The sequence below is a fragment of the Corallococcus sp. BB11-1 genome (genome assembly GCF_026626625.1).
Taxonomy (GTDB): Bacteria; Myxococcota; Myxococcia; order Myxococcales; family Myxococcaceae; genus Corallococcus; species Corallococcus soli.
Map to the genome: position 1 here is coordinate 40,056 of NZ_JAPNJY010000030.1, position 26,800 is coordinate 66,855.

Annotated in this window: 23 protein-coding genes; 10 read left to right on the forward strand and 13 right to left on the reverse strand. The window is 72.3% G+C overall.

The window, feature by feature from the left end:
- The first annotated feature begins 122 nt into the window (after nt 1–122).
- Complete coding sequence (locus OV207_RS25935; protein ID WP_014396719.1) at nt 123–356, forward strand: hypothetical protein; 234 nt, start codon at nt 123–125, stop codon at nt 354–356.
- Nucleotides 357–555: 199 nt separating this feature from the next.
- On the opposite strand, the gene OV207_RS25940 is transcribed toward OV207_RS25935, so the two are convergent.
- A complete protein-coding gene (locus OV207_RS25940; RefSeq protein WP_267557783.1) occupies nt 556–2,175 on the reverse strand; it encodes a CAP domain-containing protein in 1,620 nt (539 codons plus the stop codon).
- Nucleotides 2,172–2,471 carry a DciA family protein gene (locus OV207_RS25945; RefSeq protein WP_193348690.1) on the reverse strand — a complete coding sequence of 100 codons (300 nt, stop codon included), beginning with the start codon at nt 2,469–2,471 and terminating at the stop codon, nt 2,172–2,174. Before OV207_RS25945 ends, OV207_RS25940 begins: the two co-directional genes overlap by 4 nt.
- Nucleotides 2,472–2,726: 255 nt before the next feature.
- Here OV207_RS25945 and OV207_RS25950 point away from each other — a divergent pair, with 255 nt between their 5' ends.
- A complete protein-coding gene (locus OV207_RS25950; protein ID WP_267557784.1) occupies nt 2,727–5,246 on the forward strand; it encodes a carboxypeptidase regulatory-like domain-containing protein in 2,520 nt (839 codons plus the stop codon).
- A gap of 97 nt (nt 5,247–5,343) precedes the next feature.
- Nucleotides 5,344–6,225, forward strand: coding sequence for a GGDEF domain-containing protein (locus tag OV207_RS25955; RefSeq protein WP_267557785.1), 882 nt, complete (start codon nt 5,344–5,346; stop codon nt 6,223–6,225).
- Between the two features lie 24 nt (nt 6,226–6,249).
- Here OV207_RS25955 and OV207_RS25960 read toward each other — a convergent pair whose 3' ends face one another.
- A complete protein-coding gene (locus OV207_RS25960) occupies nt 6,250–8,316 on the reverse strand; it encodes a 1-acyl-sn-glycerol-3-phosphate acyltransferase (protein ID WP_267557786.1) in 2,067 nt (688 codons plus the stop codon).
- Complete coding sequence (locus OV207_RS25965) at nt 8,313–9,284, reverse strand: SDR family oxidoreductase (RefSeq protein WP_267557787.1); 972 nt, start codon at nt 9,282–9,284, stop codon at nt 8,313–8,315. The genes OV207_RS25960 and OV207_RS25965 overlap by 4 nt, the downstream gene beginning before the upstream one ends.
- 102 nt (nt 9,285–9,386) lie before the next feature.
- On the opposite strand from OV207_RS25965, the gene mutL reads away from it, so the two are divergent.
- Complete coding sequence (mutL, locus tag OV207_RS25970; protein ID WP_193348695.1) at nt 9,387–11,255, forward strand: DNA mismatch repair endonuclease MutL; 1,869 nt, start codon at nt 9,387–9,389, stop codon at nt 11,253–11,255.
- Between the two features lie 19 nt (nt 11,256–11,274).
- On the opposite strand, the gene OV207_RS25975 is transcribed toward mutL, so the two are convergent.
- Nucleotides 11,275–11,700, reverse strand: coding sequence for a YciI family protein (locus OV207_RS25975; protein WP_193348696.1), 426 nt, complete (start codon nt 11,698–11,700; stop codon nt 11,275–11,277).
- A 220-nt stretch (nt 11,701–11,920) separates the two neighbouring features.
- Here OV207_RS25975 and OV207_RS25980 point away from each other — a divergent pair, with 220 nt between their 5' ends.
- The 3 genes from OV207_RS25980 to OV207_RS25990 all read left to right on the forward strand — a co-directional run bounded on the left by OV207_RS25980 (nt 11,921) and on the right by OV207_RS25990 (nt 14,417).
- Nucleotides 11,921–12,658 (forward strand): hypothetical protein, encoded by a 738-nt coding sequence (locus tag OV207_RS25980; RefSeq protein WP_267557788.1) that lies wholly within the window; start codon nt 11,921–11,923, stop codon nt 12,656–12,658.
- A 176-nt stretch (nt 12,659–12,834) separates the two neighbouring features.
- A complete protein-coding gene (locus OV207_RS25985) occupies nt 12,835–13,803 on the forward strand; it encodes a tetratricopeptide repeat protein (RefSeq protein ID WP_227027182.1) in 969 nt (322 codons plus the stop codon).
- Nucleotides 13,804–13,904: 101 nt separating this feature from the next.
- Nucleotides 13,905–14,417 (forward strand): hypothetical protein, encoded by a 513-nt coding sequence (locus tag OV207_RS25990; protein WP_267557789.1) that lies wholly within the window; start codon nt 13,905–13,907, stop codon nt 14,415–14,417.
- 8 nt (nt 14,418–14,425) lie between these two features.
- Here the strand turns inward: OV207_RS25990 and OV207_RS25995 are convergent, their stop codons facing one another.
- From OV207_RS25995 to OV207_RS26025, 7 genes are all read right to left on the reverse strand, one after another.
- Nucleotides 14,426–16,063 carry a carboxypeptidase regulatory-like domain-containing protein gene (locus tag OV207_RS25995; protein ID WP_267557790.1) on the reverse strand — a complete coding sequence of 546 codons (1,638 nt, stop codon included), beginning with the start codon at nt 16,061–16,063 and terminating at the stop codon, nt 14,426–14,428.
- Nucleotides 16,060–16,644: a hypothetical protein gene (locus OV207_RS26000; RefSeq protein ID WP_193348700.1), complete on the reverse strand. Its 585-nt coding sequence runs from the start codon at nt 16,642–16,644 to the stop codon at nt 16,060–16,062. The genes OV207_RS25995 and OV207_RS26000 overlap by 4 nt, the downstream gene beginning before the upstream one ends.
- A gap of 21 nt (nt 16,645–16,665) precedes the next feature.
- Nucleotides 16,666–18,564, reverse strand: a complete 1,899-nt coding sequence (locus tag OV207_RS26005) for a sigma 54-interacting transcriptional regulator (RefSeq protein WP_267557791.1) — start codon at nt 18,562–18,564, stop codon at nt 16,666–16,668.
- Nucleotides 18,565–18,584: 20 nt separating this feature from the next.
- On the reverse strand, nt 18,585–19,574 hold the full coding sequence (locus OV207_RS26010) for a tetratricopeptide repeat protein (RefSeq protein ID WP_193348702.1): 990 nt from the start codon (nt 19,572–19,574) through the stop codon (nt 18,585–18,587).
- Entirely contained in the window at nt 19,571–21,643 is a 2,073-nt protein-coding gene (locus OV207_RS26015; protein WP_267557792.1) for a serine/threonine-protein kinase, read from the reverse strand. The genes OV207_RS26010 and OV207_RS26015 overlap by 4 nt, the downstream gene beginning before the upstream one ends.
- A gap of 20 nt (nt 21,644–21,663) precedes the next feature.
- Complete coding sequence (locus OV207_RS26020) at nt 21,664–22,761, reverse strand: 6-phosphofructokinase (RefSeq protein WP_267557794.1); 1,098 nt, start codon at nt 22,759–22,761, stop codon at nt 21,664–21,666.
- 154 nt (nt 22,762–22,915) lie between these two features.
- Nucleotides 22,916–23,395: a hypothetical protein gene (locus OV207_RS26025; RefSeq protein ID WP_193348705.1), complete on the reverse strand. Its 480-nt coding sequence runs from the start codon at nt 23,393–23,395 to the stop codon at nt 22,916–22,918.
- A 151-nt stretch (nt 23,396–23,546) separates the two neighbouring features.
- On the opposite strand from OV207_RS26025, the gene OV207_RS26030 reads away from it, so the two are divergent.
- From OV207_RS26030 to OV207_RS26040, 3 genes are read left to right on the forward strand one after another with little or no spacing between them, the layout of a single operon-like run.
- Entirely contained in the window at nt 23,547–24,215 is a 669-nt protein-coding gene (locus OV207_RS26030; protein ID WP_193348706.1) for a hypothetical protein, read from the forward strand.
- 53 nt (nt 24,216–24,268) lie between these two features.
- The gene (locus OV207_RS26035; protein ID WP_267557796.1) at nt 24,269–25,597 is read left to right on the forward strand and encodes a S1C family serine protease; all 1,329 of its coding nucleotides are present in this window, start codon (nt 24,269–24,271) and stop codon (nt 25,595–25,597) included.
- A complete protein-coding gene (locus OV207_RS26040; RefSeq protein WP_267557797.1) occupies nt 25,585–26,553 on the forward strand; it encodes an FHA domain-containing protein in 969 nt (322 codons plus the stop codon). Before OV207_RS26035 ends, OV207_RS26040 begins: the two co-directional genes overlap by 13 nt.
- A 33-nt stretch (nt 26,554–26,586) precedes the next feature.
- Here OV207_RS26040 and OV207_RS26045 read toward each other — a convergent pair.
- Nucleotides 26,587–26,800 (reverse strand): aldo/keto reductase (locus tag OV207_RS26045; protein WP_267557798.1); only part of this gene is annotated, 214 nt, incomplete at its 5' end.

Consider the following 26,800-nt stretch of genomic DNA (forward strand, 5'->3'; position numbering starts at 1 on the left):
GAATCCTTACGTTGCGCCGCCGTTGAGCGCTACTCCGGACCGTCGTGTCAGCCGGACCTGTCGTCGGTAGCACCGCTCGTTCACAGACCTCGGGGGGGGAAACAGCTCATAGGGGAGGCTCCATGAAGCCGTGTCCATCCGATCTGCCGCAGACCATCAATCCCGAAGCCGGCCCCAAGCGGGCAGGCGTCGAGACGCATCGCAACCTGAACTGCAACCACTACGACAACTGCCTCGATGAGGCCGTGCGTCGTGGGTGGCAGTCGTTCACGTGCATGAAGTGCCCGATGTACGCCAACCTCGCGCCTCCGCAGATGGGGCTCGAGGCCTATGCGACCCAGCGTCGCCCCGTCTAGTTATCGACGGGCGCGCCCTTTTGTTTCGGGCGCGTGATGCTGTTTTCCGGCCACGCCCGAAGGGGGTCGTGGCCGGAAGTCCGCGTGGACATCCCTTCGTCGCGCCTCCGCCCCCGACCTTCCGGCCAGGGACCCCGGCTGGCGGCCCTGCGCTTCATCAGGGCCAGGAAGGGCGTCCCACGAGGGGCACCCAGGGTTTTCAGCGAACCGCGGCGTAGATGACGGCCACCCAGTACTGCCCCTGGCCGAAGCGCTTGGAGTTTCCCCGCACCAGTCCCACGCCCACGCGGGTGTTGGTGGCGGTGGCGAGGCTGCGGGACTCAGGCAGCGCGCCCGGGTCTCCCACGACGAAGAAGTCCACCGACGCCGTGCCCGCGTCGGGGAGCACGGAGAACACCCGCTCGTGCAAGGGAGACGGATCCTCCGCTCCGGCGGACGGTTCATCCTGCGCGAGCGAGCGCCGGGCGTGTTCGCGCGCCAGTCGCTCCAGCGCATCGCTGCGCACCAGCGGCGGCAGCTTGAGCGTGGCGCGGTGCCGGGCCAGCGCCTCGTATGCATCCGACAGCGGATCCGCGGAGGCCGCCGCGCCGGGCGAGGCCGCGGTGAAGACCTCCGTGACGATGGCCTGGTCGCGCCCGTCGAGCTTCTGGAACGCCACGCCCACGCCCATGAAGCGGAACGCGGGGTCCATCAGGTTCTTGCGGTGGCCGGGGCTGTGCTCGATGCCGAAGTGCGCGGCGAGCGGACCCGCCGCGAGCCCCAGGTTCTCCCCGGCGCGGACGTAGCGCGTGCCCTCCGGGAGCCGGCGCGTGAGGGTGGAGCCGTCCGGCGCGATGTGGGCGAAGAAGCCCTCGTTGGCCATGCGCGTGCTGTAGCGCAGCGCCACGTCCTCCAGCGTGGTGTCCGGCGCGAGCTCCGGCAGGTGGTGCGCGCGGCGCAAGGCGTTGATGCGCTCGTAGAGGGCGGTGCGGGCCTCGCCCAGGGTGGTGGGCTCGCGGGTGGCCTCGCGCTCGCCCCGCGCCGAGCGCGCGCCCACCTGCACGAGGAACAGCGAGGTCACCTCCGGACCCGCCGGGCCCTGGCCCACCACCTCCACGGTGTAGGAGCCGGGGCGCGTGAAGGGCAGCCGGGCGCAGAAGCCGGCCGTGCCCGTGGGGGCGCGCGTCAACGGGACGCCTTCCACCTCGCCATCCGGCCGGGTGATGAAAACTTCCGGGCTCCGCAACGGCGACATCAGCCGCCCGCACACCATGCGCTCCGTCTTCGCGGAGGTGAGCGCGCGAGGGAAGGGGAGCACCTCCGCCTTGCGGTCCGCGAGCAGCAGCACCAGCGCGGCCCGCTCGCCCAGGAACGCCACGCCCACGCCGTAGTGGCTCGCGCGCTCCTCGTTGAAGTCCGTGCGGGCGAGGAAGGTCTCGATGGCGTGCGAGTGCACCCAGGCGCGGATGACCAGGGTCCGCGGCGAGGGATCCGCGGCGCCGGACTCGCTGACGGCCTCCGTCAGGGTGAGCAGGTCGGGGGCGCCGGTGGTGAACTCACTCAGGGCCTCGCGCGCGAGCCTCCGGGCCGCGGTCTCCAGGCCCTTGTCGCTGGTGGGCGCGCGCCGGCCCACGCGCTCGAATTCGCGCGCGACGTGCATGCGGGCCCGGGCCTCATGCGACTGGGGCGTCTGCGCCGCGACGGGGGCGGTGACGGCCACGGCGCCGGGATCCGCGGGCGTGACGGAGGCCACCCGTGGGGGCGGTGGCCCGGCGGACGCGCGGGGCGGCGTGCCCCATGCCAGAGCGAGCAGCGCGCCCAGGAGCGCGGCCCGCCTCATCGCACCTCCAGCTGGAACTCGAGCGCCGTCACCGTGCCCGGCCCCAGCGTCGCGTTGAGTCGCTCGCAGAGGAACGCGGACTGGCGGGTGAGGGCCTGGGCCCACTCGGCGTTCTCCACGGTGATGACGAGCGTCTTGCCCTCCAGGTGGTGCGGGCGGCTGTGGCGCGCGATGTTCGCCCCGGCCGCGGCCACCCAGAGCGGCATGAGCGACATCCCACGGCCCGACTCTCCGGCAAGGCGCGCCAGCACGCGGGGAAGCAGGCTCTCCAGGGTCTTGGGCTCACTGCGCGCCATCGTCGGGCGATTCTGGGACCCCGGGCGCCGGATGCCAACCGACACTTGCCTGCCCGCCCGTCTGATTTTCCGTCCCCTCGGGCACCCACGGTGTTCCCGGATGTGCGCACGGGTCGCGTCACGGGCGGACCCCTTGTAAGGTCCGGGCAAGGCCGGTCCCCCTCGGAGTTCCCCCTCATGCTTCCAGTCCCCCTTGCGGTCCGGTCCCCCGGCCCCGTGCTCGCATTGCTGTTGGCGTGCGCCATGGGCTGCGGGATGGCCGACGCGGATTTCCCCTTCATCCAGGGGGAGCGCCCGGATGGGGCGTGCACGGTGGATCAGGACTGCGCGGATCCAGCCCTGTTCTTCTGCAACACCGCCCTGTCGCGCTGCGAGGCCGCGTGCCGGAGCGATGACGACTGCTCGATGGAGCGCCGGGGTTCGCATCACGCCATCCTCTCCTGCGAGTCCAGGTCGCTGGGCTGTCGCTGTGACGCGAGCCGCTGTGTGCCCGCCCTCTGCACCGGCGACGAGGCGTGCGAGGAGGGCCAGGTGTGCCGCGATGGCGCCTGCGGTGAGCCGCTGCCGCCGACCGTCGCCGCGGCCTGTCGCGTGGTGCCGGAGCGGGTCATCGCGCCCGTGGGCACCCCCGTGCGCTTCGAGGCCTGGGTGTCCGACGCGAAGGGGCAGCCCTTCGTCCCGGGCGCGGCCCTCACCTGGACCGCCGTGGCCGCGGCCGTGACGCGGGAGGGCGGCACCGGGGTCGGGGCCACTTTCACCCTGACCACGGCCGGAGCGGAGGTCGAAGCGGTGGAGGCCCGGGTGGGCGTCATCTCCTGCCGCGCGCGCGTCACCGTGCTGCCCCGCCACGCCGAGCCGGAGCAGGTGCGGGTGCTGGTGACGGACGCGCTCACGGGACACCCCGTCGAGGGGGCGTCCGTGCTGGTTTCGGACACGCTGGGCCAGACGCTGGCCCGCGAAGCGACGAACGCGACGGGCGTGGCGGTGGTGGCCGCGCGGGGCGAGGTGGGCGTGTCCGTGTTCCACCAGGACTTCGGCTACCTCACCCTGGCCCACTACGACACGAAGGGTTCGCGCGACCTGCGACTGCCCCTGCGCCGCAACCCGGCGGACCGCGAGGGTGGGGTGCGCGCCCGGTTCGACCACTTCGCCCCGGTGGGCTCCCCAATGGGCTCAGGAGAGGCGCTGGCCGTGGGGCTCACGGGCCTGTCGGTGCCGGGGCTCCTGTCGGAAGCGGCGCCCGCCCAGGTGGCGGGGCCCGAGCGGCCGGTGGACCTGATGCTGGGAGGGGCGACGCGCCAGTTCCAGGTGCCGTCCAACATCTGGGTGCGCGGGCTGGGGAGCCCGGACATGCCGTCGGTGACCGCGCCCGGCATCGCGGGCGTCTGTGATGCCCGGCTCATGGAGGTGACGGATCCGGAGCAGGCCATGCGCGCGGGCGCCTGCGGCACGCGCTCCGCCTGGGCCCTCACCGCGCAGGTGCCTTCGGGCGGGCTCCCGGCGGGGACGATGGACACCGGCACGGATCCGCTGCTGCTCCTGGCGCGGGCGCTGCCTCCGTCGGGCCGGTTCTCCTCCTCGCTCGTGCGCGACGTGCAGTTCACGCTGCGGCCTCCGGACGGAGGGGAGGAGGTGCCGCTCGCGCCGGTGACGCATGACTTCCAGCAGGTGCCGCTGGCCTTCCCGTTCGTGGTGCGCGTCCCCGCGCTCCCGCGCTTCCGCGACGGCTACCCGGAGCGTGCCGTGGTGTTGGGCTCGGTGGCCGCGCCCGGACGGGGCCTGGTGCCGCTGGGCCTGGGCGCCGCCATCAACACCCAGCCGTCGGATCCGCTCACGGACACGCAGCCGGGCCTGCTGGCGCCGGGCTTCGTGCGCGTGCGCATGGCCCCGGGGCATCACGGCCTGGAGGGCCAGCCCTACCGCTTGCTCGCGCTCGCGTCGTCGGGAGCCCTGGTCGGTGAGCCCGCCGCGGGCTCCGCCACCAGCGCCGTGTTCGCCCCCCTGGCGGCCCCCCGCTTCGACCCCGAGGGCACCGAGCCGGTGACGTTCCCCGAAGGCTTCCTCTCCATCCCGGAAGGGTCCCACTACAACCCGGACGTGCTGCCCTGGCACGGCCTGCTGCCCCGCGAGTGGCGCCTGGACGCCCCGGTGACGCTGGCGACCGTGGTGCGCGCGACCTTCACCAACGCGTCCGGGCGGCGCTGGACGGTGCTGATGGACGGCCGCCGCGCGACGTCCGGCGTGCGCCTGCCCGTGCCCCCGGCGGGCCTGGAGGACCGCACCTTCCAGGGCGACACCGAAGGCTCGCGCGCGGCGCTGTCCGTGGAGGCCCTGCGGGCGACGACCGCGGAGGGGGCCCCGCTCGGTGCCCCGGCGCTGGCGGAGTCCGGTGGGTTCGCGCCGGAGGCGCTCGCGGAGGCGACCCGCGCCGCGTCCACGCTGCACCAGGGGCGGCCCCAGGTGACGTGGGTGGAGCCTCCCGAGGGGGCCTCGCTTGCTCGCGGCGCCACCGTCCGTGTGCGGGTGGAGGGCTTCCAGGTGGGGCCCGCCCTCACCGACGAGGGCGGGGTGTTGCTCACCGTGCGGGGCGGCGGCGCGGGCTGTGAGGGCGTGAAGGTGGGCAGCGACGCCGCCTCGCGCTCGGGCGAGGTGGTCCTGTCGCTGCCCGGCGCGTGCTCGGGCGAGGCGGTGGTGCTCGCGGCGTCCCTGGTGGATGGGCTGGGCCTGCCGCTGCGGCCCGCGGTCACCGCCGTGCGCACCGTGCGCGTGCCCTGACGTGGCGGCGCCCCGGGGCGTCCCCGCCCTGGGAGGGCACCTTCTCCGGCCGTGAATTCGCTTTCACGATTTGCGCGGTGATACGTTTGCCAATGCCATGGGCCAGAAGGAGACGGTCGTCACCGTCATCTCGAAGATCTCCGAGCGCCCCGTCAACCTGGACGCGGCGCTGGTGGTCATCTACGGCCTGGATCTGGGGCGCAAGTTCGACCTGACGCGCGAGGAGACCCTCATCGGGCGCTCGTCCAAGGCGGACATCCAGATTGATCAGGAGGCGGTGAGCCGCAACCACGCGCGGATCACCAACACCACCAAGGGCGTGCGCATCGAGGACCTGGGCTCCACCAACGGCACGTTCGTCAACGACGACGTGGCGCCGGGGGGCGGCCGGTCGCTGCAGAACGGCGACCTGGTGAAGATTGGCCGCACCATCTTCAAGTTCATCGCGGGCGGCAACATCGAGGCGGCGTACCACGACGAGATCTACCGGCTGACCACGATGGACGGCCTGACGCAGATCTACAACCGCCGCTACTTCGACGAACAGCTGGACCGGGAGATCTCCCGCAGCCGCCGCTACGAGCGCACGCTGTCGCTGGTGATGCTGGACCTGGATCACTTCAAGGAGGTCAACGACACCTTCGGCCACCTGGCGGGGGACTCGGTCCTCAAGCAACTGGCGTCCACGGTGCGCACGCGCATCCGGCGCGAGGACGTCTTCGCCCGCTATGGCGGCGAGGAGTTCGCGCTGCTCCTGCCGGAGATCACCCTGGGCGGCGCGCGGCAGCTCGCGGAGAAGGTGCGCAAGCTGGTGGAGCGGCAGCGCTTCGAGTTCGACAAGCAGGTCATCCCCGTCACGCTGTCGGTGGGCGTGGCCACGCTGGAGCCGCACCACCGCGAGCCCGGGGAGCTGGTGCGCACGGCGGACGAGCGCCTCTTCGAAGCCAAGCACCAGGGGCGCAACCGCGTCTGCGGCTGAGCGCCCCCGGGCGTGTGGGCCTCTTCAGCCCGCGAACACGGAGCGACGCTCGCGCAGCAGGGCCTGGAGCATGGCCTGGATGGCCTCGCGGGTCTGTTCGGTGAGCCGCTGCACCTCGCCCAGGTCGTCCGCGGACTCCGTGGGCAGTCCTTCCATGGTGATGGGCTCACCGAAGCGGATGGTCCACTTGGCCGGCAGCGGGCCCGGGGCGGTGAGCGGCAGTGACGGCAGCCCCAGGAACCCGCCGGGGATGCGGCCCAGCAGCGGGGACGTCTCCTCCGCGCCGACGATGGCCACCGGCACGATGGGCGCGCCGGTGCGCAGGGCCAGCTTCACGAACCCGCCGCGCCCGAAGCGCTTGAGGCGGTAGCGCTCCGCGAACGGCTTGCTCGCGCCCTGGTAGCCCTCCGGGAAGACGACGAGCGGCCGGCGTTCGTCGAGCAGCCGCAGCGCGTTCTCCGGTGAGGCGCGCACGGCGCCCAGCCGGTTGAAGAGGGTGCCCAGCATGGGCGCGTGGAACACCTGATCCTCCACGAGCCACCGGGGTTCGAGCAGGTCGGGGCGCTCGCGCAGGAGCACCTGGGACATGACGAGCCCGTCGTAGGGCAGGGCGCCGGAGTGGTTGGCGACGAGGATGGCGGCGCCCCGGGGCACGTGATCCACGCCCTCCACGGACACGCGCCAGTACTGCTCGTAGAGGAAGTCGAGCACCGGCTGGAGGTTCTCCACCAGCCCGGCGTCCTTGCCGTAGTCGTCCAGCCGGCTGCCGCCGCCCGTGCCCAGGCCCGTGCGCACCGCCTCCATCAGGCCGTGCATCGCGCCGACCGCGCGGCCCAGGCCCTCGCTCGCGAGCGCCTGGCCGGCGATCTCCCGCGCCAGGGAGAACATGCCCGCCGCGCGTCCCGCGAACCCGTGCGACGGCGAAACCTCCTCCGGCCGGGCGAAGGCGGACGCGTCCTGCTCCGGATCCTCGCGGAGCGGGGCGCCCTCGTCCGTCACCAGGGACAGGGGGACGCGGCGGCTGGGGGGCAGCTCGTCGTGGGACTCGTCGGGCAGCTCGACCTCCGGCTCCACGTTGGTCGGGGCCGCGCCCGCGCGGATGGAGACGGAGATGTGCACGCCGTCCGCCTCGCCGCGCTCCACGCCCTCCGATGCGTCGTCACCGTCGGGGGATGCGTCCGTGGGCACGCTGGCCGGATCCCGCTGCCAGGCGTCGGCGGTCCACACCTCCTCTTCGGCCTCGTCCAGCTCCTGGGAGTCGCCGTCCTCGGCGGTGGCGACGGCGCGCTCGTCGGGCGTGGTGGCCTGGCGGTCCAGCACCTCGTCCACGGCGACGCCGGCGGTGGCCTCGGCCACCTGGGTCGCGACCATGGTGGCGAGCTCCCGTTCAATGGTGGCGTCGTGGTCGTCGTCCAGGACCTGCCGCACCGCGGACTCGGCCAGCTCGGTGACGAGCTCCGTCGCGAGGATGCGCTCCATGCTGCGATCCTGGCCCGGGCGTCTGGGGAGCAGCTCTTCCACGGCGCTCTTCGCGGCGACCTCCGCCGCATCCGACGCCAGCGCCTCGGTCAGCGCACGGTCCACCCCACGCTCCTCGCGATGCGGGGCGTGCATCCCTTCATCGGGCACCGGCGGCCTGGCGGCCCGTGGCGCGACAGGGGGCCGCGGCGTCGAGGGCTCGCGCAGCGGCGTCGGCTCGTCCCCCTGGGACGTGGACCCGGACGCGGCGGGCGGTGGGCCGCGCCTGCTGGCCGGCGCGCTCCGGGGCTCCTTCTGCTCCGAAGCCGCCCTGTCGTCGTGCTCCGGGGGCGTGGCGCCGCGCGGAGGGTTCGCCCGCGCCTCGAACTTGTGGACCGCCACGGCGGGCGTCCTCGGGGAGGCCGCGGCCTCCTTCGGGCCCTTCGCGCGCGAGGGCTCCTTCGCGTCGCGTGTCTTGCCGTTCGACTTCGCGGTCTTCTTCGCGCCCTTCGCGGCCTTCTTCGCGGGCGCCTTCTTCGGGGCCTTCGCTTCGGTCGGGCCCTCCTTCGCGTCACCCGCGCGAGGCGCTGCGCCCCGCTGGAAGGGATCATTCCCGAGGACACCCTTGGTCATGACTGGCTCCTTCGGAGCGCCGCGGCGGCGTCCTTGACGTGGTGGAGGGGCACGAACCCCAGGGCGGATTCAGCGCGCTCTCCGTCCGCGACCCAGGAGTAATGCATGTAGTCGAGCAGGGCCACCGGCAACGTGCCCGCCCCCAGCACCCCGAGCGCGCGAAGTGCTCCACGAAACAACGGCCCCGGCAGGGGGAGCGGTTGTGAGCCCGCCTGGCGGATGAGCCCGGACAGGGGCAGCACCCCGCGCCCCACGATGTTGAATTCCCCTGCGGCGTTCGCGCCCAGGGCCAGGTGCAGCGCCCGGCCCGCGTCGTCCTCGTGCACCGCCTGCCACAGGGGGTCGAAGCCCAGCAGCGTGGGCACCACGGCCTGGGACAGCAGGCGCGTGGCGGGGTTGTCCAGGCTCCGACCGAGCAGGGGCGCGAAGCGCAGCACCAGCGTGCGCGTGTCCGGGTGCCGTTCGCGGAAGGCCCGCACCTGGCCCTCCACCTCCACCTTGTCGTTCACGAACCGGCTGTGCGGACAGCCGAACAGGGGGGACCCCTCCCGCAGCAGCGCGGGGTTGTTGCCCCGGGCCCCGTAGGTGGCGGTGAGCGACGGCACCACCAGCCGGGGCAGCTTCGCGCGGCCCACCGCCGTCAGCACGTTCATCGTGCCGATGACCTCCAGTTCGTGCGCCAGCGGGCCGTTGAGGATGGGGCCGAAGAGGAAGGCCAGGTGGTAGAGCGCGTCCACGGGGCGCTCCGTGAGCGCGTCGGTCAGCTCGCCCTCCGCGTCGTAGCGGGTGAGGTCCACCCGGTGGAATTCGACCTTCCGCGTTCCTTGCGGCGGCTTCGTGTCGAGCACGAGGATGCTCTCCACCGCCGGGTCCGCTTCCAGTCTCGGCAGGAGCAGCTTGCCGTAGTCGCCATTGGCGCCTGTCACCGCGATGCGCATCGGGCCCTTGCCTGCTCGGATCACTTCCATTGGCTGGGGCGGGTGTTAGCCCAGCCGTTCCGGAATGTCAGCCGGGTGTGCCCGTGATGTTCTGGACAACGTCATCCAGGTGGCGGAGGGTCGAAAACCGTCATGTCCCGAATCGCGCGCCTGAGCGACGTGCTCATCAACAAGATCGCCGCCGGCGAGGTGGTGGAACGCCCCGCCTCGGTGGTGAAGGAGCTGTGTGAGAACTCGCTCGACGCGGGCGCTCGCACCGTGCGCGTGGAGCTGGAGGGCGGCGGCGTGGGCCGCATCACCATCTCCGACGACGGGCACGGGATGAACCGCGAGGACGCCACGCTCTGCCTGGAGCGCCACGCGACCAGCAAGCTGCGCGAACTGGACGACCTGTTCCACATCGACTCCATGGGGTTCCGGGGCGAGGCCATCCCCGCCATCGCCTCCGTGTCCCGCTTCACGCTGCACACCGCGGAGCCCGAAGCGCACGAGGGCACGAAAATCCATGTGGAGGGCGGAGGGCCGGCCGCGGTGGAGGACGCGCCGCCGCGCGTGGGCACCGTCATCACGGTGGAGGACCTGTTCTTCAACGTGCCGGCGCGCCGCAAGTTCATGCGGCAGGGCGCCACCGAGCTCAAGCACTGCGAGGAGTCCGTGGTGCGCCTGGCGCTCGCGCACCCGGAGGTCGGCTTCTTCGCCACCCACGAGGGCCACGAGCTGTTCGCCAGCCCCGCCAGCGAACATGATCCGCGCGAGCGCATCGCCGCGGCGCTGGGCCCCGCGTCCTTCGCGCACCTGTTCCCGGTGGAGGAGCGGCGGCTGGGCGTGAGCGTGACGGGCTACCTGGCCTCGCCGGAGTACACGCTGCCCAACGCGCGCGGCCTCTACACCTTCGTCAACCGCCGCTACATCCGCGACCGGGGCCTCATCAGCACCGTGCAGCGCGCGTTCCAGGACTTCCTGCCCGCGGGCCGCCAGCCGGTGGTGGTGCTGCACATCGACGTGGAGCCCCGCGCGGTGGACGTCAACGTGCACCCGCAGAAGCAGGAGGTGCGCTTCGCCGACGCCCGGGGCGTGCAGGACGCGGTGAGCGCCGCGCTCACCCGGGTCCTCCGCGCGTCCCCCTGGCTGGGCACCCCCGAACAGCAGGCCGCCAACCCCCCGCCCCGCGACGCCGCGCACTACGCGCACGCCGTGGAGCGCTTCCTCACCCGCGCGCAGGAGGCCACCTGGGGCGCGCCGCTGCCCACGGCGATGGATGGACCGGGGCCCTCGCAGCCCGGGCGACCGCTGAGCCCGTCCTACTTCGCCCCTCCCGGTGGAGGCGCGGGGCCGGGTCCGTTCCAGGGCCCTGTGATGCCCGGCCGCTCGCCCGCGTTCGGTGAAGCGCAGCCCCAGCTCAACGAAGCGCCGCCTCCGGGCTACTTCGCCGCGCTGCGCCCCATGGGCCTGCTGGGCAGCCGCTTCCACGTCTGCGAAGGCCCCGGCGGCACGCTGGTGGTGCTGGATCCGCACGCCGCGCTGGAGCGCGCCCGCCTCACCGCGTACCTGCGCCGGCTGGACGACGGGGCCAAGGCTCCGCCGCCTTCGCTGTTCGGCACCACGGTGGAGCTGTCATTGGCGGCGGTGAAGTCGCTGGTGGAGGGCCGCGAAGCGCTGCTCCTGCTGGGCGTGGACCTGGAGCCCTTTGGCGGCACCGCCATCGCGCTCAAGTCGGTGCCCCCGGGCCTGGAGGGCGTGGATCCGCGCGCGCTCCTGGAGGCCCTGTCGCGCGCGCTGCCCCCTCGCAGCGCCCCGCTGGACGTCACGAGCCTCGCGGAGGCCGTGCGCGTGATGGCCTGTCACGCCGCGCGCCGCGCCTCGTCCACGCCGCTCACCGACGCGCAGCTGCGCGCGCTCCTGGGAGAGCTGGACCGCGCGGACTTCACCCCACCGTGCACGCACGGCACGGTGGTGGTGCTGGAGATGCCCCTGCTGGAGCTGGAGCGCCGCGCCCGCTGAAGCGCGGCGCGGGGTGGGCTCAGGCCTTCGCGCGCTGCTCCACCTGCGCGCGCAGCTGCTCCTCCTTCGCCATGAGCTCGCCGGTGGGGTCGCTCGCCGCGAAGTCCTCCGCGGAGGCCACCTGGCGGACTTCGATCTCCCCCTCCACGAAGGGGACGCGCCGCGCCCAGGCGATGGCCTCCGCCTTCGACTTCACCTCGATGATCCAGAAGCCGGCCACCAGCTCCTTCGTCTCCGTGAACGGGCCGTCCACCACGGTCGTCTGCTTGCCGGAGAAGCGCACCCTCGCTCCCTTGGAGGTGCCATGGAGGCCCTCGCCGGCGAGCAGGATGCCGGCCTTCACCAGCTCCTCGTTGTACTTCCCCATGGCCTCCAGCTCCTCGGTGGAGGGGAGCTTGCCGGCTTCGCTGTCCGCGCTGGCCTTCACGATCATCATGAATCGCATGTGGGTCTCTCCTGTGGGCGGGAGGGCTGTCCCCCCCGCGGGGTTCACGTCGTTTCAAAGATGCGTCGAACGAGGGGCGCGAGGATCGACACGCCTCATTTTTTCCTGTCGCGCGCGTCCCCGCCAAGGGGCCGGAATGTTGACGCGGGGGGGCGCGGGGCTACGGTGCGCCACACGCCTGTAGCACCGGGCCGAGCCTGTCACTCCGGCAGAAAGATGCGTGTCCTCCTCCGTGATGCTCCGCCGCGCACCCTTGCTGTTCGCCCTCATCGCCGCGCCCGCCTTCGCCCAGGATGATGCGGACGGGGACGCGCCCACGTCCCTGGACGGCGTGGGCCGCATCACCGTGCAGGCCGGTTACCGGCTGACCTCCAACGCCACGCTCTACGAATCCTGGTACGGCCCCAAGGGACCGGGCGCGGGCCTGGAGCGCGCGCCGGAATCCAGCGGGGCCCCGGTGGGCGCGCTGACGTTCGCGTACGCGGTGTCGGACCTGGTGGAGCTGGGGCTGGACCTCGTCGGCACGACGCAGAACCTGCGCCTGACGGAGGGGCAGGGGGATGGCACCACCGTGTCGCGCAAGGTGACCACGCTGGCGTACGGCCTGCTCGTGGGCCTGCGCTTCCAGGGCGTGCTGGACGTCGGACCGCAGGGGCTGGTGCCCTTCGTGGGCCTGCACACCGGGCCCACCGTCATCTCCTCGCAGCGCGAGGGCTCGGCCCTCCAGGAGAACGTGGCCCAGGCCTGGGTGGGGTCGCTCGGCGCCACGCTGCGACTGTCCGCGAAGTGGGGCATCACCGCCGAATACCGCCTCATGTTCCTGCGCGGCCCGGTGGAGTCGCAGGACACGGCGCGCTTCAAGGGCCCCTTCAGCTTCAGCAGCGGCGGCAACTGGTTCTCGCTGGGCGTGACTTATACGTTCCCACCGGATCCGTCCCGCCCCCTTCCGACCTTCTAGGCCTTCACGGGCCGTGGTGATCTGGGCAGGCAGGCGCGCAGGCATCCAGGCGGTCGGGGAATGACGCTGGCGGCGAACTCTGTTGGGGAGCGGAAAAAGAACCCGCCCCTCATCCAGGAGAGTCCCCTAGCATGCGTGAGTCGGCCGAAGTCATTACCGGTCCCAGGAAGATGTCCATGCCCCCCTCTGAATCGCCGAAGACTGACCTCGACAAGGAGCTCTCCGAGCTCCGTCGTGAAGTCATCGAATCGCGCAACCTCGTCATCAAGACGGACAACCTGCTGAAGAACCTCCACGCGGAGGTGAAGGCGGTCGGCAAGCGTCACGAGGACTTCCAGAAGCGGCAGTGGATCTCCTCGGCCGTGGCCTACGCGCTGTTCGCGATCCTGGCGGTCGGTGGCGCGGTGCTGGTCAGCGGCGCGCGCAGCTCCAGCTCCACCAACGAGCGCGAGCGCCTGGAGAAGCAGGTCTCGGACCTGAGCACCCAGTTGGAGAAGCAGCGCGGCGACGCCACCGCGCACCTGACGGCCCAGCGCGCCGCGGGTGAGGTCTACAAGATGATGACGACGCTGCCCGGGGACGAGCGCCTCAAGGGCATCGACGCGCTGGTGAAGCTGGACACGCAGCGGCTGTCGTCGCTGGAGCGCCAGGCCCTCAATGATCGCGCCGCCGCCCTGCGCCGTGAGACGGGCGACGCCGCCTTCGAGCGCGGCAAGCTGGCCTTCCGCCGCAATGAGATGAACGCGGTGGTGTCGGACCTGTCGCGCTTCCTCGCCATGAACCCCGCGGAGGCGGACGCGCTGGACGCGTCCTTCTTCCTGGGCACGGCGTACAACCAGCTGCGCCAGCACGACAAGGCGGTGCCGCTGCTGGCCCGCTTCGTGGACGGCGACAAGAAGTCCAAGACGCGCGACTACGCCATGCTGCTGCTCGCCCAGTCGTACCAGGAGACGGGCGCGTACGATAAGGCGGCGGACACGGTGCGCGACGCGCTGGCCACGTACCCGGCCACCCAGTACCTGTCGCAGTTCCGCGGTCGCCTCTCGTCCGCCAAGCGCGCCGCCTCCGGTGGTGACGCCGCGCCGCCCGCCGGTGTCCCCGGTGTGGCTCCGGCCGCGCAGACCGCCGCCCCCGCGGGCCAGTAACCGGAATTCCCGTGGCCGCCCCGGGGGGTTGGGTCCTCCCCCGGACGGCGCGAAACGGAAGCATTGCCACCCGGGGTCCAGGGTCGTAAGACCTGGACCCCGTGTCCGCTCCCGAACCCCGGAAAGACCCCCGCTTCCGCCGCTTCCGTGGCGCCGCGTACGGGGTCCACATCACGCTGTCCACGCTGTTCTCGCTGTGGATGATCTGGAACGTGGGGCACTCCGTGGCGGCGATGACGCCCGCGCGCCCCCCGGCCGTGACGCCGCCGCTCACCGTGCGCGAGTGTCTGGACGCCGCGGATGGGCACTGGCGCAACCTGGAGGCCGAGCGCGAGAAGCTCGTGCACGTGCTGCCCGCGCGCAAGGTCGACCAGGAGTGGATGCGCTTCCGCTCCGAATGGCTCACGCGCCTGCGCAAGTCCGAATCCGAGTGCGCCCTGGACTCGCGCGATCCGGCCCGGAAGGAGCTGCGCGCCGTGTACAAGCAGCTCGGCAAGGTGCAGGACCACTACACCATCCACGCGGTGCAGTACGCGGGCGAGGTGGGCGGCGCGGTGGACGCGCTGCACGCCGCCTTCGACGCCGCGCGACGCAATACCCACACGCAGCCCTGAAGCCTCCGTCAGCGCGTGGGCAGCACGGTGGAGTAGCGCCCCGTGCTGTCGGACACCGTCTGCGCCAGCAGCAGTGACGCGGGGCGGCCCGCCACCGTCACCACGCGGAAGAAGCGCACGGACGCGTTCGCCGCGATGCCGTCCGGCGCCAGCGCGGGATCCGGGGGCAGGGTGATGCGCCCGCTCAGCGAGCGCCCCCGCGACAGCGTGAAGGGCACCAGCTCCAGCCGCTCCGCCTCCTGCGTCCGGGGCGGCACGGTGACGAAGCGGCTGACGCGCGGCAGGTTCTCCCCGGGCAGGAAGTCCAGCCGGTACTCGCCGGGATCCAACGCCAGTTGGAAGCCCCCCAGGGCGTCGGTGGTGTAGGGGGACTCGAAGCCCATGGGCGGCTGGGGCCAGCCGGACAGGGCGCCCACCGGCTCCACCACGATGCGCACGCCCGACGCGGGGCTGCTGCTGTCGGGCTGCCGCACGGTCCCCTCCACCCGCATGCGCGAGGGGCACGTCACGTCCGGCAGGACGGTGTCCTGGGCGTTGACGGTCACCGGCTGGAGCGTGAGGCGCGCGGCCGAGGTCGGCGGCGGGACGATGACGAGCGTGAGCGGGCCGTCCGGCGGGCCGGGCAGGGACACCAGCTGGAAGCGGCCGTCCTTGTCGGTCAGCACCGGCACGCCCTGGAAGGTGCCGCCGCCGTTCACCCGGCCCTGGAGCGACACGCGCGCCCCGGCGATGGGCACCGCGCGTTCGCCCTTCAGCACGCGGCCCTCCACGCGCACCGGCGCCCCCGGGTCCCCCAGCTCCAGCGGGGCGGTGGGGCCGGCGGAGGGATCCACCACGAAGGTCTTCCGGGGCAGCAGGTCCCCGGCGTTCACCGGCGACACGCGCAGGAGCACCGTGGGGCGCGTCGCGTCCTCCAGGCTGAGCGCCAGCTGGAACGCCCCCGTGGCCCGGTGGATGCGCGCGCGCTGGGACAGGGGACGCAGCAGCTCATCCAGCGCCTGCACCTCCAGGTCCGCGTCCACGCGCCGGGTGCCCTGGAGCACCACCGTCCCCGTGAGCGAGGCGAGCCGCGTGGGCGCGGGCAGCTCGAACGCCACCTGTCCGCCGGTGCCCGGGTCCACCGACGTGGTGCGCAGGAGCGGGGGCACGGTGGGATCCAACGGGGTGAGCGTCACCGTGTAGTCGCCGCTGCCCACGGGCAGCGTCCACGCGCCGTCGTCCGGGACGAGCGTCGCCTCATACCGCCGCGCGACGCCCGGGATGAGGCGGCTCTCCCCTGTGGCGAGCAGGTGGATGGGGGCGCGGTAGGCGGCCGGCGCGGTGCCTCCGTCCGGGGTGGGGGCCGCGCCGCGCGACACCTGGCCACGCAGGCTCACGGGGCTGAACAGCTCCAGGTTCTGCTCCGGGCGCAGCCGGTCCACCGGGAAGTCCTGCGCGTGCAGCCCCGCCCGGGGGTGGGCCTGCACCTCCACGACGATGTCGCCGCCCGGGTTGCCGCAGCCGTCCACGAAGCACACCTGGCCTCCGGCGCACTCCGCGTCGGAGCGGCACACCAGTTGGACCGGCGGCTCGTCCTCGTCCAGGAAGGCACACCCGGCGCCCGACACCCACAGCGCCAGGGCCAGGGTCCGGAGCGCGCGCCTCACTGGCAGTCCCCCGCCACGGTGTTCACCACCCACGAGTACGAGGTGACGAAGCCCGGGTTCTTCACCAGCCCGCCGTCCGCGAGGAACACCTCCTCGGGGGGATCCGGCTGCCGGTTGGTGAGGCTCCGGTCCGTCACCAGCGCCTCCACCAGGTGGATGCCCGGCGTGGCCAGCGGGTTGTTGGCGGACCGCAGATCCATGTGCAGCGTGCCCCGATCATCGCGGCGGGGCTGGCCGGTGTTGGCGAGGACGATCTGCCGGTAGGAGCCCACGGGGTCGGACGGGTTGTAGTCCACGTACCACTCCACCGTGATGCGGTCGTCCACGTCCGGATCCTCCACCACCACGCCGAAGTCCTGCGTGCAGGTGCCCACGCCGAAGGCGCGCAGGATGCGCTCGGAGGGCTCCACCTGCTCCTCCACGATGCGCGGCGGCCGGTTCTTGAACTGCGGCACGCCCTCCAGCAGCGCTTCGTCCTGCGGGATGAGGCAGCCGGAGCCCACCGCGAGCGAGGCTGCGCCCACGCCGGCCAGGAGCGGCTTGAGGATGCCCCGGGGCTTTCGCGTCGCGTGGGGAGGCATGGCGGAGGAGGGGCCTTGAGCCTACAGCAGTTCCTCGCCCTCCTCGGGGGGCAGGGGCCGGCCCGTCTTCTCCGCCTCCAGCTTCTCCAGGTGGCGGAAGATGGTGCGCGGATCCACGCCCAGGTCCTTGGCCGTCTTGGTGCGGTTGCCGTTGTTCCGGGCCAGCACCTCGTTGATGTAGCGCTTCTGGAACTCCTCCTTCGCCTGGAGCAGCGGCATGATGGGCTCCAGGTTCTCCGGCTTGAGGTCCAGGTCGTCCGCGCCCAGCAGCGGCTTGTCCGCCAGCACCACCGCCTTCTTCAGGCGGTTCTCCAGCTCGCGGATGTTGCCCGGCCAGCCGTACTTCTTCATCGCCACGGCGGCCGCGGGCGTGAAGCCGCGCGCCTTGGCGTTGAACTCGCGCGAATACTTCTGCAGGAAGAAGCGGCCCAGGACGATGACGTCCTCGCCGCGCTCGCGCAGGGGCGGCAGCTTCACGGTGACGACGTTGAGCCGGTAGTAGAGGTCCTCGCGGAACGCGTTGCGCTTGACCTCTTCCTCCAGAATCTTGTTCGTCGCGGCCACCACGCGGATGTCCACCGGTTCGCCGCGGTTCTCCCCGACCTTGTAGACGATCTTGTCCTGGAGGGCGCGCAGCAGCTTCACCTGGAGCTGGAGCGGCATCTCCCCGATTTCGTCCAGGAAGAGCGTGCCGCCGATGGCCGCCTGGAACTTGCCGGGCCGGGTGGCCACCGCGCCGGTGAAGGCGCCCTTGGCGTGGCCGAACAGCTCGCTCTCCAGCAGGTTCTCCGGGATGGCGCCGCAGTTCACCGTGATGAAGGGGCCCTTGGTGCGCGGCGAGCGGCGGTGGATCTCCCGGGCGATGAGCTCCTTGCCGGTGCCCGTCTCGCCGGTGATGAGCACGGAGATGTCCGTGGGCGCGATCTTGTCGATGCGCTTGTACACGTCCCGCATGCCCTGGCACGCGCCCACGATGTCGCCGTAGCGCTGGTCCTCCAGCTTGCGGCGCAGCTCCGTGTTGTCCAGCTTCAGATCGTTGACGAGCAGCGCGTTCTGCAACAGCAGGGACGCCTGCGCCGCGAACACCGTGAGCATGTCCAGACTCTTGGGTTCGAAGCGGTTCACCAGCCGGTCATTGCCCACGTAGAGCACGCCGAACAGGTCGCCCTTGTGCATGACGGGCACGCACATGACGGAGTGGACCTTGAGGTTCACCACCGACTCGCTGGCCTTGAACTCCGGCGCGTCCAGCGCGTCCGCGACGATGATGGCGCGCTGGTCCTTCACCACCTTGGCGATGATGGAGTCGGACAGCTTCTCCACCGCGTCCTCGATGTTCTCCCGCGCCACGTTGCGCGCGGCCTTCACGCGCGGCTCGCCGCTCTCCATCAGGATGAGGAAGCCCTTGTCGGCGCGCGTCACCTCGATGGCCTCGTCCAGCAGGCTCTCCAGGATGCGGTCCACGTCGTAGGTGCCGGACAGCCGCTCGCTGAAGGCGGTCAGCCGCTTGAGCAGCACCAGCTCCCGGCCCGCCACGCCGGGCAGCTCGGACGTGTGCGAATCCGACGACTGGGCGGAGGCCACGGAGAGGGACACCTCGCGCTCGGGGACTTCACGGCGCACGGACTCGCGCGGGGCGTCCTCGCGGGAGAAGGTGAGCTCCGTGCCGCCCACCTTGACCACGTCGCCGGTGGACAGCGCGTGGTTGTCGCGCCGCTTGCCGTTGACGTGGAAGGTGGCGCCCAGGCTGCCCACCTCGTAGCGGGTGCCGTCGTAGGTGACGTGCAGCGCGTTGGGAGGAACGGCGGAGTCCTCCAGGGGCACGTCGTTGTCGGGTCCCCGCCCCAGGCTGGTGATGCGCTTGAGCAGGGAGACCGTGCGGACCTTTCCATCGGGGGTGCGGACGGTGAGGCTGGCCATGGGCGGGAGGGTGTCCGGGGCTAGAACGTGAGGGTGAGGCCGGCGCCCAGCCCACCCCGGGTGGAGTAGAGCCGCAGGCGCGGGGGCGGGACCATGGAGACTGCGGGAGGCTTCGGTTCGGGGCGGGATTCCACGGTGGTGCTGGTCACCACCTGATCCTCGTGGTGGTAGACGGCGTCCACCACGCCCAGCGTGTACACGGTGTAGAAGCCGGTGGCGGACGCCAGCTTCAGCAACTGCCAGGTGTCCGCCTGCCGGGCGCGGTCGGTGGGGATGAAGCGCACCGGGATGGAGGCGCGGCCGTCCTCGTCCAGGACGTTGTCCAGCGTGATGAACCGCTCCTCGAAGAGCGAGTCGTACGCGAAGAACGCGATGATGCTGGTGATGGCGAGCGCGCCCTCGGTGGCCGCGAAGACGATGCCCATGCTGTTGCGGCCCTGCTGGAACTGACCCGCGCCGAACGGGACGAAGTTGACCAGGAAGTTGCGCTTCTCCACGGTGCGCACCGTGACCTGGCGGGCCAGCTCCTCCGCGCGGCGGCGCTGGGTCTCCAGGGCGACGCGCTCCTGCTCGCGGCGCTCGGCCTCCGCCTTCTCGCGCTCCAGGCGCAGGCGCTGCTCCTGGCGGAGGAACTCGCGCTCGCCGGCCATCTGGTTCTTCAGGTCCTCGAAGAAGGCGACGGCCGGGGGCGGGACGACGAAGGGGTCCAGGCTGAAGTCGGGATCCAGGCGGAGCACGGCGCGCAGGTGGCGCTCGGCTTCCTCGGTGCGGTTCAGGTTGAAGGCGGACAGGCCCGCGAGCTTGTGCAGCTCCACGAGGTCCTCCTCCGGCAGGTCGCCCCGGTCGATGCGCTGTCCCGCGCGCTCCAGCACCTCCGCGTACTTGCCGTATTCGAAGGACGAGCGCAGGGCGGCGACCTCCGGATCCGCGCTGGGCGCCTGCGCGCGCGCGAAGGCGGGACCCAAGAGGGCCAGCACGAGCAGCAGGATGCGCAGCGGGCCACGGCTCATTCGGGCGCCAGGCTCCCGCGAAGGGTGGTGGGCTTGCCCGGCTCCAGCAGCACGACGCGCTTCTCCGTCCTGTACCCGGGCGAGGAGATCTCCACCTCCACGCGGTGCTGGAAGCTGGCGGGGCCCCGGGGGGAGCGGATGTCGAAGGGCTGCTGGACGCTGTCGCGCGCGGTCTTCTCCTCGTCGCCCACGCGCACGATGGCGTCCGGCGGCTGGTAGTCCAGGGTGAGCTGCGAGGGCTTGAGCAGGGCGCGCAGGCGGAAGACGTTCTCGCCCTCCGCCTTCACGTCGATGGTCTCCGTCGAGTCCTCGCAGTAGCTACAGGAGACGATGATGGTGTGCGGCCCCGGCGCCACGAGCACGTCGTGCTGCGCGAGCTGCTGGGGGCTGGCCGGGCCTCCGTCCACGCGGATGGAGCCGTAGGGGCGCACGAGGATGGACACCGGGAGCCGACCCGCGCGGGCGCTCTTCGCCGCGGTGTCGTCCGTGGCGTCGAGGCTCGCGACCAGGGGCTGGCGCGGACTTCGCTCGGTGGAGGAGGGGAGCGTACCGGTGGGGCGCTCCGCGACGGCGGCGCCGTTCGGCGCGCGGGGCGTGGAATCCGGAGGGGACGGCGCGACGGCGTCGCGTCCCGGTGTCGCCGGAGCGTTCGGGTCCCGCGCTTCGCCAGTCCTGCCCGTGAGGTCCGACCCCGGTAGAGGGCCGGTGGGGCCGCCTCCGGCCTGCGCACCGCTGGGAGCACCCGCGGGGCCGCCCGCGACCCGCGATCCGCCGGGTGCGTTCGGGCCGCCCGCGACCTGCTGAGAACCGTCAGACGCGCCCGCTCCGGCAGCACCGTTGGGCGTGCCAGACGCACCGCCCGCGACGACTCCTCCAGTGCCCGCGTGCTCGGCCGGGGCCCGTGCACCGGCCTCCTGTCGCGCGCGGTTCCACTGCCACCCGCCCAGGCCCAGCGCGATCGCCAGGCCCACCCCGATGCCCGCTCTCAGCCCCCGCCGCCGCCACGTCCGCCGCCGCTGCTGGCGCTGGATGCCCTTGAGCAGCCCCAGGGCCCGCTCGTTCGTCGCGTCCAGCGCGAGCACGTGGTTGAGGCACGCCAGCGCGCGAGGCGTCCGCTTCTCCTGGAGCTGCCGCTCCCCGCGCTCCAGCAGCGCCGCGACGATGCGCTGGCGCGCGAGCCGCTGGTACGACGGCGGATCCGCGAAGAAGGAGATCAGCTCCTCGCCCACGCGGGAGAAGCCCAGCCCCGCCAGCGCGTCCGCCAGCGCGTCGCGCAGCTTGCCCGCGTTGGGGTAGCGCCGCTGCGGATCCCGCTGGAGGCACGTCGCGCAGATCTCCGCCAGCTCGTCCGACAGCGCGGGCACGCGGCGGCGCGGATCCTCGTACGTCCCGTCCAGGATGCGCTTGAGCGTCGCGGTGGTGTTGGACGCGGTGAACGGCAGCCGGCCCGTCATCAGCGCGTAGAACATGATGCCCAGGCTGAAGACGTCCGCCTCCGGCCCGGCCTCCAGGCCTTCGATGATCTCCGGCGACATGTGCGCGGGTGAGCCCACCAGCGCGCCCGTCACCGTCATCCGGTCCTCGATGTCCAGGAGCCGCGCGATGCCGAAGTCCATGAGCTTGAGGACCCCGTCCTCGCGCACCATGACGTTCTCTGGCTTGAGGTCGCGGTGGATGACGCCCGCTTCGTGCGCGTGCGCCAGCGCCGCCGCCAGCTCGTGGATGATCATCGCCGCCAGCTCCGGCGGCTCCATGGGACCGTCATCCAGGTACGTCTTGAGCGTGCGGCCCCGGATGTACTCCGTGACGATGAAGGCGTCGTGCGCCTCCGCCGACGAGAAGTCGAAGACCTCCAGGATGTTCGGATGGTGCAGCTTCGCGACGGCGCGCGCCTCGCGGGCAAGCCTGCGCCGGGACTCGTCCTTGCCGGCCAGGTGCGGGTGCAGCACCTTCACCGCGACCTCGCGGTCCAGGGCGGTGTCGAGCCCCTTGTACACGACGCTCATGCCCCCGGAGCCCAGCTCCTCCAGGATGCGATAGCGACCGATATGGCGGCCGACGAGCGACATGGCGTGGTGCGCTTCCTCCCTCAGTCCCCGAAACCGATGCCCATGCTCCGCGCGAAACGCACCAGGTCCCCCTGGGGATCCACCCGGCGCTCCTTGCGCGACTCGCTCAAGGGAACGCTGACGATGTCGTTGTTCCTGAGCGCCACCATGTGCCCCCAATCACCATCCCGCACCAGATCCAACACCTTGCAGCCGTAGCGCGTCGCCAGCACGCGGTCCGCCGCGCTCGGGCTGCCACCGCGCTGCAGGTGGCCGAGCACCGTGACACGAATCTCCGCGTCGATGTGGCTGGCGAGCAGATCCGCGCACACCTTGCCGGAGCCGCCCAGCCGCACCACGCCCCGGCCCGGGATGTCCGCCGCCTGCGCCACCACCGACAGCACGCCGCCCTCCGGGTAGGCCCCCTCGGAGATGGCGATGATGGAGAAGCTGCGGCGGCGCGTGGCCCGGCGGCGCAGCGTCTCCAGCACCGCCTCCACGCGGTACGGAATCTCCGGGATGAGGATGAGGTCCGCGCCGCCCGCGATGCCGCTCTCCAGCGTGAGGAAGCCCGCGTGCCGGCCCATGATCTCCACCACCATCACGCGGTCGTGGGACTCCGCGGTGGAGTGCAGCCGGTCCAGCGCCTCCGTGACGATGAGCCGCGCGGTGTCGAACCCGAACGTCTGATCCGTGCCGGACAGATCATTGTCGATGGTCTTCGGACACCCGACGACCTTCAGCCCCTTCTCCGACAGCCGGTGCGCGATGGACAGCGTGCCGTCACCGCCAATGGCGATGAGCCCGTCCAGCGCCAGCTCCTCGCAGCGGCGCACCGCGTGGTCCGACAAGTCCCGCTCCACCCAGGCCGCGCCCTCGCGCACCGGGTAGGCGAACGGGTTCGCCTTGTTGGACGTGCCCAGGATGGTGCCGCCCTTGGGCAGGATGCCGCGCGTGTCCTCCACGCCCAGCGGGCGGACGAGCTCCGGCTCCATCAGCCCCATGAAGCCGTTCTCGATGCCGACGAACGAGTGGCCGAATTCGTGGGCGCCCCGTCGGACGAGGCCCCGGATGAGCGCATTGAGTCCCGGGCAGTCGCCACCGCCGGTGAGGACTCCGAGTCGAAGAGGTCGGGTCATAGGGCCAGGAAAAGTCGGACGTGGGTGTCAGTAGGGGCGGGCGACACTATGACAGCAACGTCGGTGCGGATAGTAGGTGCCACCTCCAGGGTGCGCAACGCACGAATCACGCGCGGCGTCGGATCTCCGCTCGCAGGGACGAGGGGGACGCCCCTCAGTCGCGCTTGAGGCGCCGGCGGGAGGCCAGCCGGTCCAGGAGGGCCTGGAGCCGGTCCTCCTTCTGGGGCGGCAGGGCCTTGTCGGTGGGGGACTGCACCGGCATCTCGCGGGCCATGCGGTACAGCTCTCCCAGACGTTCCTGGACCAGTTCATTGCCCGGACGTTCCTGGAGCGCGCGGCGGTAGGCGGCGGCGGCGCCCACGTAGTCGCCCAGGGTGAAGAGTCGCTCGCCCTCCTGCATGGCGGACGGCGGCCCCAGCGGGAGCCGCTGGGGCTCCCGCACGCGGTTGCGCAGGTGCTGCAGCTCCTGGGGCTGGAGGGATTCGCGCAGGTGGGCGAGCTTCAGGGCCAGGGCCTCTTCGTGGGGGAAGGCGCGCGAGAGGTCCTCGAACAGCTCGAAGGCTTCCACCAGCTCACCCCGGCGCAGGGCGCGGTCGGCACGTGCTTCCATGTCGGCCCGGACGGCAGGAGTCATCTCGCGGCCGAGCGTAGCCGGTGCCCGCCCGGGATGTCACACGTTGAAACCAGAGCGCTCGGCGGGCCGCACGGTCCCACGCCCCGCGCGGGTGCGCACCGGCTTCGCATGGGGGACCGCGACGCGGGCGCTTCACGGTATCCTGGCCTCCGTGCTCCTGCCCGTCCTCACCGGTGTCTGGCTGTCGCTGTCCGGAGCGCTGGGCACGGAGCTGCGGCGGGATGGCTACAGCTTCCGTCCTCCGGACACGTTCCGGATGACGCGCTGGGAGCGCTACGCCGGCTCCCACGCGGGCGCGGTGTCGGAGGACGTCACGCGCACGCGGGCGCTGTCCGCGGCGCTGACGGATGGAGAGGGGCCGGACGCGGCCACGTTCCTCATCGCCGTGGTGGACGGTGGCTTCTCCGCCAGCCCGTCGGAGCGGGACGCGTTCTCCACCGCCGTGGTGCAGCACTTCCAGCGCGAGCTGGGCGTGGCGCTGACGCCCGAACGGGTGGACCGCGTGGGCGGGCCGGTGCCCCGGGTGGAGGTGCTGGGCACGCTGCGCGAGGCGGGGCAGGTGCGCACGGTGCTGGTGACGGGGCTCGCGTCGGAGGGGCGCCACGCCGTGGTGACGGTCAGCGCGCCGGCCGCCCGCTGGGACGCCATGGCCCCCCGGGTGCGCGCCTCGCTGGAGACCTTCCGGATGGAGGCCCCGGTGACGGGCGTCATCTCCAAGCGGCTCGCCGGAGCGCTGGCGGGCGCCCTGGCCGGGGCGCTGCTCGTCTCCTATACCGCCTGGCGCCGCCGTCGGCAGGAGGAAGGGCCGACCTCCGCGTAGGCCGCGCGACGCTCCCCCCGGCGCGGCTCGCGCTGGGATACGGTGCCGCGCCCATGTTCTCCCTCCTTCTTGTCGCCGTGCTCGCGCAGGGGCCCCTGACGCCCCCGGGCCCGCCGACCTCCCCCGCGCCGGATGCCGGCGTCGCGGACGCGGTGGTGCCGCCCCTGCCGGTGGCGTCGCTGCCGCCCGCCACCCACGACCTGTTCCGCCGCATCCAGGGCCGCGTCTCGCAGGTGCGCATCATCGAGCGCCGCTCCGGCACCAAGTCCTCCATCGGCTCCGCGTTCTTCGTGAGCGAGAAGGGCCACGCGCTCACGAACTACCACGTCGTCTCCGACGTGGTGCTCCACCCGGAGGACTACACGGCGGAGCTGGACCGGGGCGACGCGACGGTGCCGGTGCGCCTGCTCGCCGTGGACGTGGCCAGCGACCTGGCCATCATCCAGGTGGAGGCCCCCGTCGCGGACTTCTTCCGCCTGGAGGATCGCGAACCGCCGCAGGGCACGCGCCTGTTCGCCATGGGCAACCCGCGCGACCTGGGCACCACCATCGTGGAGGGCACCTACAACGGCCTCGTGCGCGATGCCCTCTACGAGCGCGTGCACTTCTCCGGCGCCATCAACCCCGGCATGAGCGGCGGGCCCACGCTCAGCGGCGAGGGCAACGTGGTGGGCGTCAACGTGGCCACCATGGGCAACCAGGTGGGCTTCCTCGTCCCGGTGACCAAGGCGCGGCAGTTGCTGGATCGCACCCTGGCGCTCCCGGCCCCGCCGGACGCCGCCGCGCTGCGCAAGTCCGTGGGGGAGCAGCTGATGGCCAACCAGCAGCGCATCACCGACCGGCTGATGGCCACGGAGCTGCCGAAGCAGGGGCTGGGCGACTACCGCGTCCCGGGCCGCTGGAGCCCGTTCCTCAAGTGCTGGGGCGACACGCCGCATGATCCGGAGACGCCCTACACGGTGACCAGCTACCAGTGCTCCTCCGAGGAGGACATCTTCCTGTCCTCCAGCCACCGCACGGGCGTCGTCACCTACCTGCACCAGCACGTGACGAGCCAGAAGCTGGGCGCGATGCGCTTCTCCGCGCTCTACAGCACGCTCTTCTCCCAGGATCCGGATCCGGTGCCGGCCACGCGCGAGGACGTCACCAACTTCCGCTGCAAGTCTGAGTTCGTGGACGTGAAGGGCCTCACGGTGCGCGCCGCCATCTGCCTGCGCGCCTACCGCCGCTTCCCGGGCCTCTATGATCTGGTGCTGCGCGCGGCCACGCTGAACGCCTCCACGCACGGGGTGGACACCAGCCTCACGCTGGGCGGCTTCTCCGCGGACAACGCGCGCAAGCTGGCGCGGCGCTACCTGGAGGGCCTGTCGTGGACGAAGTGATCTTCCTGGAGGTGTTGGAGGGCGACGCCGTCCAGGCCCGCCACCGGCTGGAGACGTGGCCCGTGACGGTGGGGCGCGGCTACGGCAACGACGTCATCCTGGACGACCCCAAGGTGTCCGCCGAGCACCTGCGCCTGGAGCGGCGCGAGGACGGCGCGGTGCTCCTGCGCGACGTGGGCAGCGTCAACGGCACCTTCCGCGTGACGCCCTGGACCCCCGTGCATGAGCTGGTGCTCACGCCGGACGCGCGCGTGTCCGTGGGGGACACGGTGCTGCGCTTCCGTCCGCGCTCCTTCGCGGTGGAGGACACCGTCGTCAACGAAGCCGCGGACGCCCCCAGCGAGCGGCTCTTCGAGCGTCCCCGGGCCTTCGCGCTGACGATGCAGGCGCTGGTCGCCACGTCCTTCATCTCCGAGCGGCTGGTCCAGTTCCAGAAGACGGACTGGGGGGACCTGCTGCTCTCCAGCGTGCTGCCCCTGGGGCTGACGCTGCTGTGGGCGGGGGGCTGGTCGCTGGCCAGCCGCATCGCGCGGCGGAGCTTCCACTTCCGCGTGCACGCCACCATCGGCGGGATGGTGCTGATGGGCTTCGCGCTGGTGCCGCCGCTGTTCGCGCTCGTGGGCTTCAGCTTCTCGCTGGGCGCGTGGCTGGGCTTCGTGCGGACGCTGGCCGTCCTGGCCCTGGTGGGGTGGGGGCTGTACTGGCACCTGCGCTACGTGACGCGGTGGAGCGGCCGGCGCGTGGTGCGCGGGCTCGCCGTCGCGTCGGTGGGCGTGCTGGTGCTGACGAACGTCCCGCAGCTGTTGGGCAACGAGGGCTTCAGCGAGGCGCTGGAGTTCCCCCGCTCGCTGCTGCCGCCCGCGCTGCGCCTCGCGCCAGCGCACTCCATGGACACGTTCTTCGAGGAGGTCCGTCCGCTGGAGAAGAAGGTGGACACGCTCGCGAAGGAGGACTGAGCGGGCGCGGCCACCTCCTTGCCGTGACGGGCCCTACATCCCGCGCACCTCGTGCGGCTTGTAGGGGGCCTCCAGCGCCTTGATCTCCTCGGGCGCGAGCTTGAGCGTCACCGCCTTCACCGCGTCCTCCAGGTGCTCGGGCTTCGTCGCGCCGATGATGGGCGCGGTGACGACGGGCTTGGACAACAGCCACGCCAGGGCCACCTGCGCGGGCGGGGCCTTGCGCGCCTCCGCCACCTTCTTCACC

Coding starts and splice junctions, on each gene's coding strand:
- OV207_RS25935 (WP_014396719.1), top strand. CDS start 123: ATGAAGCCGTGTCCATCCGATCTGCCGCAGACCATCAATCCCGAAGCC.
- OV207_RS25940 (WP_267557783.1), bottom strand. CDS start 2,175: ATGAGGCGGGCCGCGCTCCTGGGCGCGCTGCTCGCTCTGGCATGGGGC.
- OV207_RS25945 (WP_193348690.1), bottom strand. CDS start 2,471: ATGGCGCGCAGTGAGCCCAAGACCCTGGAGAGCCTGCTTCCCCGCGTG.
- OV207_RS25950 (WP_267557784.1), top strand. CDS start 2,727: ATGGCCGACGCGGATTTCCCCTTCATCCAGGGGGAGCGCCCGGATGGG.
- OV207_RS25955 (WP_267557785.1), top strand. CDS start 5,344: ATGGGCCAGAAGGAGACGGTCGTCACCGTCATCTCGAAGATCTCCGAG.
- OV207_RS25960 (WP_267557786.1), bottom strand. CDS start 8,316: ATGACCAAGGGTGTCCTCGGGAATGATCCCTTCCAGCGGGGCGCAGCG.
- OV207_RS25965 (WP_267557787.1), bottom strand. CDS start 9,284: ATGGAAGTGATCCGAGCAGGCAAGGGCCCGATGCGCATCGCGGTGACA.
- mutL (WP_193348695.1), top strand. CDS start 9,387: ATGTCCCGAATCGCGCGCCTGAGCGACGTGCTCATCAACAAGATCGCC.
- OV207_RS25975 (WP_193348696.1), bottom strand. CDS start 11,700: ATGCGATTCATGATGATCGTGAAGGCCAGCGCGGACAGCGAAGCCGGC.
- OV207_RS25985 (WP_227027182.1), top strand. CDS start 12,835: ATGCCCCCCTCTGAATCGCCGAAGACTGACCTCGACAAGGAGCTCTCC.
- OV207_RS26000 (WP_193348700.1), bottom strand. CDS start 16,644: ATGCCTCCCCACGCGACGCGAAAGCCCCGGGGCATCCTCAAGCCGCTC.
- OV207_RS26005 (WP_267557791.1), bottom strand. CDS start 18,564: ATGGCCAGCCTCACCGTCCGCACCCCCGATGGAAAGGTCCGCACGGTC.
- OV207_RS26010 (WP_193348702.1), bottom strand. CDS start 19,574: ATGAGCCGTGGCCCGCTGCGCATCCTGCTGCTCGTGCTGGCCCTCTTG.
- OV207_RS26015 (WP_267557792.1), bottom strand. CDS start 21,643: ATGTCGCTCGTCGGCCGCCATATCGGTCGCTATCGCATCCTGGAGGAG.
- OV207_RS26020 (WP_267557794.1), bottom strand. CDS start 22,761: ATGACCCGACCTCTTCGACTCGGAGTCCTCACCGGCGGTGGCGACTGC.
- OV207_RS26025 (WP_193348705.1), bottom strand. CDS start 23,395: ATGACTCCTGCCGTCCGGGCCGACATGGAAGCACGTGCCGACCGCGCC.
- OV207_RS26035 (WP_267557796.1), top strand. CDS start 24,269: ATGTTCTCCCTCCTTCTTGTCGCCGTGCTCGCGCAGGGGCCCCTGACG.